An 11,401-nucleotide genomic window follows, 5' to 3' on the forward strand; every position below is an offset into this window, starting at 1 on the left:
GGCGCCGCGGGACCCCCGTCTCACCCAGCGCGCGTCCCGCGTGCTTCCGAAATTGGGGGGGGCCGGGGGGCCCCGCCGGCGGCCCGCCCCGCCCCCCCCCAGCGGCACCCCTTCGGTCACCCTCCGGTCAATCCGGGATGCCGAGGGTCGACGAGGTCGGCGTAGTCGGGGTGGCGCTCGACAAAGCTGCGCACGATCGGGCACATGATGGTGACCGTCTTTCCGTGGGCGCGCACATCGTCGAGAACACGTCGTATCAGCTCGGTGGCGACGCCCTGGTTGCGGAAGTCGGGGAACACCGAGGTAGCCAGCAGCACCAGCCGGTCGCCGCCGGCGACGCTGTAGGGCAATCCGGCGATCTTGATGTCGCCGGCGACGGCCTCGTAGATGCCGGTGTTCTCGTCGTTGACGACGGAGAAGTCGAACCCCTCGCCGCTGAGCGCGCCCGGCCCGTACGGATGCCCGGCCTCGTTGCGGATCGGCTCAGTCATAGGTTCTCCTTCGCTGGTGGCTCGCCGGGATGTGCCGTGTCGTCACGGGCGAACGCGGATGATCGTCTTGCCCTTACGCCGCCCGGTCGGGTTGAGTGCGGCGACGGCGTCGTCGAGGGCCGCGACGCTGTCGATGTTGGTCCGCAGCCGGCCGTCCCGCACCCGCTGGACGATCTCGCCCAGTTGGGTCCGGTCGGACTCGACGACGAAGTCGACGACCAGAACGTTCTCCGGCCGCGCCTCGACCGGGCCGGTGATCGACACCAGTGTTCCGCCGGGCCGGATCAGGTTTGCGGACCGCGTCTGGATGTCGCCGCCGATGACATCGAAGACCAGATCGACACCGCCGACGTCGTCCAGTGACTCGGTGTCCAGGTCGACGAACTCGTGCGAACCGAAGTCGAGCGCCTTCTGCCGGTCGGCGGCGCGCCCGGTGCCGATGACATGGGCGCCGGCCTCGCGCGCGAGTTGGGTCACCATCGTCCCGACCGCGCCGGCCGCACCGTGCGCGAGAACGGTCTGCCCGGACCGGATGCGGCCGTGCACGAACAGGCCCTGCCACGCGGTGAGGCCCGAGATCGGCAGGCTCGCGCCCACCGTGAAGTCGACGTCACCGGGGAGCGGCGCGAGGTTGCGGGACTCGATCGCCAGGTATTCGGCGAGAGCGCCGTCCCGATGCCAGTCGGAGATCCCGAACACGCGCTGTCCCACCGAGAGCCCCGTCGTGCCGTAGCCCAGGGCGGTGACCACTCCGGCCAGCTCGTGCCCGAGGATTGACGGCATCCGTTTCCCGCCGGCACGGTCCGCCCAGGTCGACGGCCACTCCACCTCGGTCGGAACGTATCCCGACGCGTGGACCTCGACGATGACGTCGTTGATCGCCGCCGAGGGTTCGGGGCGCTCCACCAGCCTCATCCCGGCCGTTCCCGCGGCCTGATCCGTCACCACGATCGCCTTCATCCAGCACCTCCCAGTATTCAGTCGCTTGCCCGCGCGGCACGCACCGTCCAGCCGGAGCCGGACGAACCAGTAGACCGCAGCGACCTCGACTCGGCTGTCGAGGCACCGCCCATGCTAGCCGCGCGGAGGACGATAAAGTCCAAACTTAGCTCGCGCAAGGATAGCTGGAAGGCCGCGGGGGATCGCCCGCGCGGGTGTGCAAGATCCCTGTCTACCTGCGAGACCGAATGGCTCCCCGTCGCATCTTGCCACCCCAGGGTGCGACATCACGCTCTGGACTAACTCGTCCAACTACGGTTCGGTTGCGACTCCGGGTCGGTGATGCGATGTTGACCGGCGCATCAGCGCTGGCAATTGGGCACGTCTATGGCTCGACCGGCGTCGGCTTCGTCACGGCGGCCTGGATGATTCCATTCCTGAGTTGCATTCTGTTCGGCGGCGTCCGCTCGTGGCCCGCGCCACCCAGTGGGCGAATGCCGTTGTGAAGATCGCGCAGTCGTCCGCGCAACTGCTCGGCCCGGCTGTGGCCGGTCCATGCGGTGGACGCCGCGACGTTCGCGCTCGGCGCGGTTGCCTGCTCGGACTCCGGCTCGGGCCGGTGACGGCCGCCGCGTCCCTGCTCCGCGACCTCGGCGACGGCTGGCGCCAGTTCCGTTCCCGCAACTGGACGTGGACGGTGAGCCTGCTCTGGACGGTGTACGGCGTCGTGATTCCGGGACATTGGCGGACCACGGTGCGAGGTGATATTTCCGACCGCCGTGAACAGCAGCGTTTCGCGAGGGATCGGCCCATCGTCGACTTCCGGAGTTCTGCCGATCTGGCTGTGACGAGCTGGTGGAGAATCGCCGGGCACCAATGGTGCACATGGGTTTCGGCGAGTCCGCCGACTGACCCGGATCAGATCGTCATCGCGCGGGCAGCGGGCCGCCCAGCTCGACGCCAAGGCCGAGCCCTGGAGCCCCGGGCGAGGATCCAAGGAACGATGCGCCCGCCTAAGAGCTGCTGAGGGTGGACTGGATGACCAGGGCGGCCGCCCCGGTCATCCAGTCGAGGCGGTGGTGGCGGCCGGGGAGACCGTCACCGAGACCGAGCGGCGCCAGGTGCGGGTGTCGGCGGGCGCTGATCGCCGGGCCGTAGACGAACGAGGCGGCGGCGAAACCCGGCCCGGTGAGGACCAGCAGGTCGACATCGAGCAGGTTGACCACCGACTCGGCGGCCGCGGCCACGTAGCGGGCCGAGTCGTCGAGCAGGGCGCGGCAGGCCGGCGCGCCGGAGCGGGCGGCCCGGGCGATGGCGGCGAACGCGGCCACGGTCGAGCGGTGCGGCTCCAGGGCCGCCTCGGCGGTGGCGGTGGGGGAGGCGAGGGCCGCCTCGACGACGGTCTGCGGGCCGGCGAGCATCTCCAGGCAGCCGCGGCTGCCGCACCAGCAGGGCGGGCCGTCGAGCTGGAGGCAGAGGTGGCCGAACTCGCCCGCTCTGGCCTGGCGGCCTTGCCGGGCGACCCCGTCGAGGATGATGCCGGCGCCGAGGCCGCTGCCCATGTAGAGGGCGACGAACGAGCGGGCGGTTTCCAGGCGGGCAACCCAGAACTCGCCGCCCGCGGCCGCCCGCCGAGGCCGACCTGGTGCGCTCCGGGGGCGGCGTGCCGGCCGAGGTGAGCCTGCTGGCGTGCGACGACTCGGCGCTGTGCGAGCGCGGTGCCGCCGCTTTCGGTGCTCAGCATCGACGTCCACGGGCGCGGCGTGACGCTGGGCCGGGCCGTCCTCGACGTGCTGTCCGGCGCGCCGAGCCGCGAATACCCCGGCCCGCCGGTCCGCATCCGGCGCCGGGGAAGCACCGGCCCCGTGCCCCGGTCGCTGTCGCCCGTCCCTAATTTGTAGTCGAACCCTTGCGAAACGGTTGCGGTTGCCGATCGTGCGTCTCGACCACCCCGTGGCGGGCGACGAGAGGAGAAGCGCGTGCTGGAGCGACGTACGCGCCGGTCCGACGAGGGCTTCACGATGGCGGAGGTGCTCGTCGCGATCGCGGTCGTGTCGGTGGTGATGCTTTCGCTCAGCGCGTTCTTCGTGAACTCGATCCGGATCGACAGCGAGCAGGGTGACCGGCAGTCGGCGATCCAGGCGGCCGACGACGCGATGGAACGGGCCCGCTCGGTCAAGCCGGAGGCGCTGGTGCTCGGGCGGGACCAGGTCAGTTCGGCCCGGCAGTGGTCGGCCCCGATCGCCGCGGTGGCCGGGCTGCTCACCGCGACCGATCAGACGATGTGGGCGGACCTGACGGCCGCTCCCGACTCGGGCGACAAAGCCTTCCTGCCGACCACTTACCGCACTCTGGTGCTCAACGGCCTCGCGTTCCGGCAGTACTGGTATCTCGGCACGTGTGAGCGCCCGTCGACCGGCGGCGCCTGCGTGGCCCAGGCCACGACCACCCGGTCGACCGCGTTCTACCGGGTCATCGTGGGGGTCACCTGGCCCGGCCGCTCCTGTCTGGGCGGCATCTGCTCGTACGTGACGAGCACGCTGGTCGCCGAGCAGGTCTCCACCGAGCCGGTCTTCGACACCAGCGAGGGCACGCCGCCCCCGGTCATCACCGGCACGACCGGCACGCAGACCTCGGACGCCGGCACCCCGGCGAGCCTGACCTTCACCACCAGCGGCGGGGCGACCCCGATGACCTGGAACGCCACCTCGCTTCCGGCCGGGCTGAGCATCGACCCGCTCGGCGGCGCGATCAGCGGCACGCCGACGACCGCCGGCACCTCCTCGGTGACGGTCGCGGTCATCGACGCGAACGGGCAGAAGGCGACCTCGAACTTCAGCTGGACGGTCAATCCGGCGCTCGGCTACGCCGGCTTCACCCCGCCGGCCTCGCGGTCGGGCACGGCCATCGCGGCGGTCACCCTCGCCGCGAGCAACGGCACCAAGCCGTACGCCTGGAGCGCCGGCGGCCTGCCGCCCGGCCTGACCCTCGATGGTTCCTCGGGCGTGATCGCCGGTACGCCGAGCACCAAGGGCACCTACGCGGTGACCACCAAGGTGACCGACGCGAAGGGCGCGACCGTGTCCAAGACGACCACCTGGACGGTGTCGTGAAGCCCGCCGCGAGCAACGACGAGGGCTATTCGCTCATCGAGGTGATGATGGCGATGGTCTGCACCGGGATCCTGATGACGCTGGTGACCAGCGCGGTCATCCAGATCTACCACTCGGTCAACAGCGTGGACGCGGTCTCGGCCGCCCAGTCGCAGGTCGACACCACGTTCGCCCGGCTCGACAAGGAGGTCCGCTACGCGCGGGGGATCAGCGACCCGGCGACCGTCGGCGGCGACCCGTACGTGGAATACCTGCTCAACGTCGACTCGGTCGACACCTGTGTCGAGCTGCGGCTGCACGCCGCGACCGGCGAGCTCCAGCGGCGGTCGTGGCTCAAGAACCAGACCCCGCCGGCGCCGACCGGCTGGCTGACCCTGGCCTCGTCGGTGACCGCGACGAAGCCCTTCGCCGTGACGATCATCGCTCAGCCGGTCGGGACCACCGACCCGCAGTACCAGACTCTCGCCCTCGACGTCACCTCGGTGACCGGCGGCGGGCCCGGTCTCAGCGCGTCGGCCGGCCGGGCCGGTTCCGAGCGGGAGACCAAGGTGACGTTCACCGCGCTCAACGCGGTCACCGCCGGCAACTCGTCGATCTGCACCGAGGGCCGGGGGATCTCATCATGATCAGGTTCAAGGACGACCGCGGCTCGCTGCCGCTGGCCATGCTCGTGTCGGTGATCGGCGTCGGGCTCAGCGTGTTCATGTCGATGCTGGTGCTGAGCCAGCTGCACACGACCGCGTACGAGGCGCGGCGGCTGCAGGCGCTGAACGCCGCCCAGGCGGGCCTGGACGTGGGCGTGGGCCAGGTCCGCAGCGCGACGAAGATCAACTCATCCGGTGAGACCGTCGGCGACGCGGCCAAGCTGCCCTGCGCGGCCCTGACCGGCACGGTGGGCCGGGCCGCGTACTCGGTGAGCGCCCGCTACTACGACTCCGATCCGCAGGTTCACCTGCAGGACACGGCGTGGATCACCGCACACACCGTGGCCTGCGTGGCCGGGACCGGCACCCGGGCCGTGCCCCGCTTCGTCGTCTTCACGTCGACCGGCACGGCGTCCGACGCGGGCTCCTCGAGCCGGACGCTGCGCGGCACCTACGTCGTGCACACCGACAACGCCAACATCTCCGGTGGCCTGGTGCACGTCTACCGCGACAGCACCGCGCTCAACGACCTGTGCATCGACGCCGGGCCGGGCACCCCGTCCGCCGGTACCGCGGTGACCATGCAGCTGTGCACCGCCGGGGCGGTCAGCCAGACCTGGTCGTACGACCTCAACCTGCGCATCGTGCTCGTCTCCTCGCAGTCCTCCACCTCGGCCGGCCTGTGCCTGCAGGCCGGCACCACCCACGCGCCGAGAACCGCGGTGACGCTCCAGCCGTGCGTGACCACCAAGCCCGCGCTCTACGCCCAGCAGTGGAGCATCAACAACAGCTCCAACCTGGTCGGCAGCAACTCGACCGGCACCGACATCGACAGCTACTGCTTCAACGTGGCCCAGGCCAACAAGCCCGGCAGCGCCCTCATCATCACGACCAGCTGCAGCGGGACCTACAACAACGTGTCGACGTTCTCGTTCGACGCGGACGCCGGCGCCGGCCAGGCCTCGTCGGCGGTCGGGCAGGCGGTCGGCCAGCTGGTCAACTACAGCCAGTTCGGCCGCTGCCTGGACGACACCAACCAGAACCCGGCCTGGACGTTCATGATCGCCTGGCCGTGCAAGCAGAACCCGGACCCGACCAAGGTCGAGTGGAACCAGCGGTACACGCTGCCGGTGCTGGACGGGGGTGCGAAGGTGGGCACGTCGCTGAACTTCAAGACCGGCACCATCAGCACGGTCCAGGGCACGGCGAAGTACTGCCTGCAGAGTCCGTTGAAGGCCGACCTCTACCAGTACGTGACGACCAAATCCTGCGTGCCGGACGCGGTCAACCAGCGGTGGACCGTGTACGGCCTCACCGACGCCTACGCCACGAGCTACGAGATCGTCGACGGCGCCGGCCTCTGCCTGCAGCCGCGCGACCAGAACGCCAGCCCGCCCGACCTGTTCCAGGACGTCAACAAGGTCGCCAAGATCTATGTCGCGCCGTGCGACGGCTCGACCCTGCAGAAGTGGAACGCCAACAAGGACGACCTCGCCGGCGTGCCACTGAAGGACGTCACCGAGCGCTGAGCCGGGTTCAACGGACCAGGCCCATCCGGCGGCCGCAGATCTCGCAGGCCGGCATGTCGTGTTCGTCGTAGACGAGGCGGTACTCGATCGTCTGGCAGCTCGGGTCGCGACACTCGTGGGGCACGAGGGGCGATGCGGCCGCCTCGGCCGACCGCCCCTGCCGGTGGGACCGTGAACTCAGGCCGACGGCGTCGTCGCCGACGAACAGCCGGAACGTGCCGAGCCACCGAACCTGGCGCAGCAGTCGCTCGATCGCCCGGGCCGCGTCGCCGGTCGTCGCGCCGGCCGGGAGGCGCAGGATCGGCGGCGGGAAGTCGCCGGGCGGCGGCTGCGGGTCGACGAAGATCTGCCAGTCGTCGGTCATGCGTCCAGTGTCGCGCCCACGACCAGCCCGGCGGCGACCGCGGCGGCCGAAGCCTCCTGCAGGATGGCGCGCTCGGGGCGGCCGGTCGCGCGGGCGGCCGCGGCCACGTCCTCAAACTCGGGCATGACCTGCACGATCACGCCGTCGACGTGGCCGACTTTGACGCTTATCGTGCTCGCTGCGACGGTCATGGTGGTGAAGGTTCGCGCGACCGCGGTTTTGCGGAGGGGTCCCTGACGTACGCCCAAGGTCGTCGTGTCCCGGAAGATCTGGTTTCGCAGCCGGGCCGAGAGGCCCGGTTTGGCCAGCACGCAGAGCGTGTGCGCCGGGCGACCCTTCTTCATCAGGATCGGCACCAGCCAGGCATCGTCGGCGCCCGCCTCGAGAAGGTTCGCCAGCACACCGGGCCAGAGCCGCGGGTCGAAGTCGTCGACGTTGGCCTCGAGGAGGACGACGTCTTCGTTCCTTTCCGCCTCGGGTCTGCTCAGCACGACGCGGACCACATTGGGTCGCTCCGGCGTGTCCCGGGTGCCGGCGCCGACGCCGACCGCCTCCACGGTCATCGGCGGCAGGGTCTCGCACCGGTCGGCCAGCGCGCGGATCAGGGCCATGCCGGTCGGCGTGGCCAGCTCACCCGGGCCGTCGCCGCGCACCCGCCAGCCTTTGGCCAGCTCGGCGACGGCGGGCGCGGGCACCGGGAGCCGGCCGTGCGCCGACCTGACGGTCCCCGAGCCCAGCGCCACCTCGCCCGCCGAGACGCTGGTGACGCCGAGGTCGTCGATCGCCGCGCACACCCCGACCACGTCGGCGATCGAGTCGAGCGCGCCCACCTCGTGGAAGCGCACGTCCTCGGGGTCCGTCCCGTGCACCCTCGCCTCGGCCCGGGCCAGGCGGTCGAAGACCGCTTCAATTCCGGTACGCGCGTCCGCCCGCCCGATCAGCGCCCGGACGTCCCGCCACGTCCGGTGCGGGGGATCGTCGACGAGCGGCGTGACGTGCACCTTCGTGGCCCGCAGGCCGGCCCGGCGAACCTCCTCGACGCTCAGCTCGATCGACGCCGGCAGCACCGAGTCGATCGCCGCCTGCACCCGGTCGAGCCTCGCCCCGGCGTCGATCAGAGCCCCGAGCAGCATGTCTCCGGCGATGCCGGCGCTCGCGTCGATCCAGGCGTGCCTGTCGTCCACGGTTTCCCCTCGCTGCGCGTTCGACGTCGAACGACCCCGAGCCTATGAGCACGGCGCGGCCGGTGGTTCTGCGGACTTTGATCAGGCCGCGCTTCTCCGGCGAGAGGTCGATCAACGCGCCGTGCACTGTCCAGCTGGCCCAGGAGCCGGCGTTGCGCTGGATCTGGATCGCGCCGTCAGGAAAGCCGCGGTCTTCCCGTCCGACCGTGGCGAGAAGGACGAAATGGGTCCAGCTCAACTCGTTGGCCGTGCGAATGGCCCAACTCGCGGTGGCGCGATCGATGCCGGCGGGTGCCGTAGCCCGTCGATGAGCACCTAGAGCGGACCCGATGGCCGAACCGGCGAACTGTTCCCCGGTGTATTGACTGAGCGCGGCCGAGGCGAGCGCGCCGATGATCGCGCCGCCCGCCTTGATCGCGCCGCCATAGGTAGTCGATCGGTCGCTCACCTTGATCATCGTATGGCGGGTGCCGCCGGCGACCGCGCTGGACGCGGGCGCTCGACGGGCCCGGATTATTGGCGCAGCGTCACCACCAGGGTGTGCCGCCCGGCGGCGGTGGGCCCGGTCAGCAGCGCATCACCGCGGGTCGTGTGCGTGACCCGGGTGCCGACCGGGCGGCCGTCCAGGGTCGCCGACGCCACCGAGGTCCCGGCCGGCAGCACTACGCCGGCGCTGAGCCGCGCGTGGACGGCCGCGTTCACAGCCACCGTGAGCGTCCGGCCGCGCTGGTCCGCGCGTACGTCCAGGTGGCCGTTGCCCACCGCGATGTCCGAGCCGGCGATGTGGGTCTGCCCGGCCGGCAGCTGCGGGACCACGGAAACCAGGCCGTGGCCCAGATCGGGATCGACGCCGAGCTGCTGGTGCACCACCGGCCAGAGGATGCCGTACGCCCCCCAGGTCTGCAGCACGCTCGAGCGGGACAGGAAGTCCTTGCTCATGTTCGTCCCGAAGTCGGGCGACGGCAGGATCTCCGGCATCGCCCCGGGCATCTCCCACACGCTGGGGTCGAGCTGGCTGCGCGCGTTCGCCGTGGTGTACGTCGCCTGCTGGGTCAGCCGCCCGAAGTTGCCCTCGGCCACCGCCATGATGGAGTTGCCGAGCGAGAAGATGTCCCGTTCGGACTGCACCGCGGAGGTCACGGTGTCGCACGACGGGCCCTTGTTGCCGGCCGGGTCGCTGGTCGGCCCGGTGCCGGTGTGGAAGAACCCGAACTCGCCGGTGAAGCAGTCCCGCTCGCGCTGCGCCAGGCCGGTCAGCGCGTGGGCGGTGGAGGCGACCGGGGCGCCGCCCGGCAGTTCGGCCTCCATCGGTACGGCGCCGATCCAGTACCGCTGGTAGGTCTTCACGTTGCCCGGGTCGGACAGGGAATCCGCGTACGAGTTGGCGTCGCCGCCGTACCACCAGGCCGCCTCGAACTTCTGCTCCCGGGTGCGTGCCTGCGCGGTCGCCCACGCCGCGGTCGCGCGGTCGCCCTTGGCCGTGGCCATGTCGGCCAGGTCGAGCAGGCCGCGGATGGTGTAGACCGTGACGTCCAGTTTCTCCGCCCCCATGCCCGGGCGCTCGACGTTGCCGCTGCCCTCGGGCCAGCCGTCGCCGTCCGCGTCGAGCGCGACGGCGTACTTCATGTTGCGCACGGCGAAGTCGTACAGGTCGTCGCGGAAGCGGTTGTCGCCCGTCCACCGCCAGACCAGCGCGACCGCGCTCGGGAATTTGACCGTCTCGTCGGTGTTGCCGGCGTCGGCGTTGGCGCCGAAGTAGACCTGGCCGTCCGGGGTGACCTCGTGCACCACCTTGCCGGAGCGCTGGTTGGCGATCTCGCTGACGTCGCGAAGCGCCTTCAGGTGGTCCTCGACGGCCTGGAACTGGCCGGACGCGACCGCGGCGTACGCGCTGTATTCGCCGTCGGTGGCGAAGATCCATGGGTAGTCGGGCCAGCCCGCGCCCATCCATCGCACCTCGTCGACGGTGCCGGTCGGCGCCGGGAACTGGGTGCCCTGGTTACTCGTGAACACGTGCAGGTCGTGCGACTCCTGGACCGAGTCGGCCAGGTTCTGCTTCGACCACTCGACGCTCTGCTGCAGCAGCCGGTCGCCGGGCAGATCGACCGTCGTGCGGCGGGCCACCGCCGCCCGCGCGGCCTTCTTGGCCGCCAGGGCGCCGGCCGGGTCACGCAACGCCCGGGCCAGCTCGGCCCGGGCCGGGGCGAGACCCTGGTCGGATCCGGCCACCGCGAACCAGACCGTACGGCCACCGGCCACGTCGTAGGTCAGCTGCCCGCCGGTGCCCTTCCCGTACGGCGTGTCGTCGCACACCGCCGGCGCCGGGTCACCGCAGATCACGTCGCCCTGCGGGCCGCGCATGCCGGCGCCGAGCGCGTGCGCCGACGGCGTGAGGCTGCTGCCCACCAGCGCGGCGTAGTCGTGGGCCCGGGCCCCGGCCACCGGCGGCGTGCCCCGGTCGCGGAAGACCAGGTTGCGCCCGTCGAAGGCGCCGGTGTCGGGCAGGTTGAAGTCGGTCTGGCTCGGGGTGGTGGATCCCCACGGGTAGACCGACATCAGCTCGGAGTGCGCGTCCACGGTCAGCCGCACGCTCTTCGACACGGTGAGCCCGATCAGCGCCGCCCGGCCACCATCGGGTACGACGTCGGTGCGCTGCACGGTCAGCCCACCCGGGCCGGCCAGGCTCATCTGCGTGTAACCCGCGCCGGAGGTGAACTTGTCCGCCCGGAGCCAGGTGCCGTCGGCAGCGAACCACACGCCGTCCAGCAGCTTGATCGGCTGCGTCCAGAACCCGCCCATCTCGCCCCGCGTGTGGAAGCCGGTGGCGGGATAGGTGGCGTCCTCGGCGCCGACCTCGAACATCCGGTCTCCGGTGACCACGAAGCGGCGGTTGCCGAGCTGGCTCGTCTCGGACAGGGTTCCCGGGGCGGCCGGGTGGGCGACCGCGGGCGGCCCGAAGCCGAGCACGGTGACGGCGGCCGCCGCGGCGGCGAGGAGTCGGCGTCGGCCTACACGGACGGAATGCGCCATGGCATGCTCCAGGATCGATCTCCGCTGATCTTCCGGAATTCACCCTGGTCCCGTCGGCTCGGCCGCGCAACTCATAGGTCCATCCAATGTCGGAATCCCGGTCCGCA

The 11,401-nt window shown here is 71.2% G+C and carries 10 protein-coding genes; 4 read left to right on the top strand and 6 right to left on the bottom strand.

The window, feature by feature from the left end:
• Positions 1-116: 116 nt before the first annotated feature.
• The 3 genes from AB0M88_RS41305 to AB0M88_RS41315 all read right to left on the bottom strand — a co-directional run bounded on the left by AB0M88_RS41305 (position 117) and on the right by AB0M88_RS41315 (position 3,184).
• Positions 117-491: a GNAT family N-acetyltransferase gene (locus AB0M88_RS41305; protein WP_364111545.1), complete on the bottom strand. Its 375-nt coding sequence runs from the start codon at positions 489-491 to the stop codon at positions 117-119.
• 42 nt (positions 492-533) lie between these two features.
• The gene (locus AB0M88_RS41310) at positions 534-1,451 is read right to left on the bottom strand and encodes an NADP-dependent oxidoreductase (protein ID WP_364111547.1); all 918 of its coding nucleotides are present in this window, start codon (positions 1,449-1,451) and stop codon (positions 534-536) included.
• A 992-nt stretch (positions 1,452-2,443) separates the two neighbouring features.
• Complete coding sequence (locus tag AB0M88_RS41315) at positions 2,444-3,184, bottom strand: ROK family protein (protein WP_364111549.1); 741 nt, start codon at positions 3,182-3,184, stop codon at positions 2,444-2,446.
• Between AB0M88_RS41315 and AB0M88_RS41320 the strand changes: the two genes are divergently transcribed.
• The 4 genes from AB0M88_RS41320 (at position 3,149) to AB0M88_RS41335 (ending at position 6,716) form a co-directional block, all read left to right on the top strand.
• The gene (locus tag AB0M88_RS41320; protein ID WP_364111607.1) at positions 3,149-3,331 is read left to right on the top strand and encodes a hypothetical protein; all 183 of its coding nucleotides are present in this window, start codon (positions 3,149-3,151) and stop codon (positions 3,329-3,331) included. The genes AB0M88_RS41315 and AB0M88_RS41320 overlap by 36 nt on opposite strands.
• Positions 3,332-3,409: 78 nt before the next feature.
• Positions 3,410-4,543, top strand: a complete 1,134-nt coding sequence (locus AB0M88_RS41325) for a putative Ig domain-containing protein (RefSeq protein WP_364111551.1) — start codon at positions 3,410-3,412, stop codon at positions 4,541-4,543.
• Positions 4,540-5,169, top strand: coding sequence for a prepilin-type N-terminal cleavage/methylation domain-containing protein (locus tag AB0M88_RS41330; protein WP_364111553.1), 630 nt, complete (start codon positions 4,540-4,542; stop codon positions 5,167-5,169). Before AB0M88_RS41325 ends, AB0M88_RS41330 begins: the two co-directional genes overlap by 4 nt.
• Positions 5,166-6,716, top strand: a complete 1,551-nt coding sequence (locus tag AB0M88_RS41335; protein ID WP_364111555.1) for a ricin-type beta-trefoil lectin domain protein — start codon at positions 5,166-5,168, stop codon at positions 6,714-6,716. The genes AB0M88_RS41330 and AB0M88_RS41335 overlap by 4 nt, the downstream gene beginning before the upstream one ends.
• A gap of 7 nt (positions 6,717-6,723) precedes the next feature.
• Here AB0M88_RS41335 and AB0M88_RS41340 read toward each other — a convergent pair whose 3' ends face one another.
• The 3 genes from AB0M88_RS41340 to AB0M88_RS41350 form a co-directional block, all read right to left on the bottom strand.
• Positions 6,724-7,080, bottom strand: a complete 357-nt coding sequence (locus AB0M88_RS41340) for a hypothetical protein (RefSeq protein WP_364111557.1) — start codon at positions 7,078-7,080, stop codon at positions 6,724-6,726.
• Positions 7,077-8,264: a nickel pincer cofactor biosynthesis protein LarC gene (gene larC / locus AB0M88_RS41345; protein ID WP_364111559.1), complete on the bottom strand. Its 1,188-nt coding sequence runs from the start codon at positions 8,262-8,264 to the stop codon at positions 7,077-7,079. Before larC ends, AB0M88_RS41340 begins: the two co-directional genes overlap by 4 nt.
• A gap of 513 nt (positions 8,265-8,777) precedes the next feature.
• Complete coding sequence (locus AB0M88_RS41350; protein WP_364111561.1) at positions 8,778-11,294, bottom strand: hypothetical protein; 2,517 nt, start codon at positions 11,292-11,294, stop codon at positions 8,778-8,780.
• Positions 11,295-11,401: the final 107 nt, after the last annotated feature.

The sequence above is a fragment of the Actinoplanes sp. NPDC051411 genome (genome assembly GCF_040682075.1).
Taxonomy (GTDB): Bacteria; Actinomycetota; Actinomycetes; order Mycobacteriales; family Micromonosporaceae; genus Actinoplanes.

What these genes read in the sequence shown, in the direction of transcription:
- AB0M88_RS41305 (WP_364111545.1), bottom strand. Translation starts at nt 491, where the DNA reads ATGACTGAGCCGATCCGCAACGAGGCCGGGCATCCGTACGGGCCGGGC.
- AB0M88_RS41335 (WP_364111555.1), top strand. Translation starts at nt 5,166, where the DNA reads ATGATCAGGTTCAAGGACGACCGCGGCTCGCTGCCGCTGGCCATGCTC.
- AB0M88_RS41350 (WP_364111561.1), bottom strand. Translation starts at nt 11,294, where the DNA reads ATGGCGCATTCCGTCCGTGTAGGCCGACGCCGACTCCTCGCCGCCGCG.
- AB0M88_RS41340 (WP_364111557.1), bottom strand. Translation starts at nt 7,080, where the DNA reads ATGACCGACGACTGGCAGATCTTCGTCGACCCGCAGCCGCCGCCCGGC.
- AB0M88_RS41310 (WP_364111547.1), bottom strand. Translation starts at nt 1,451, where the DNA reads ATGAAGGCGATCGTGGTGACGGATCAGGCCGCGGGAACGGCCGGGATG.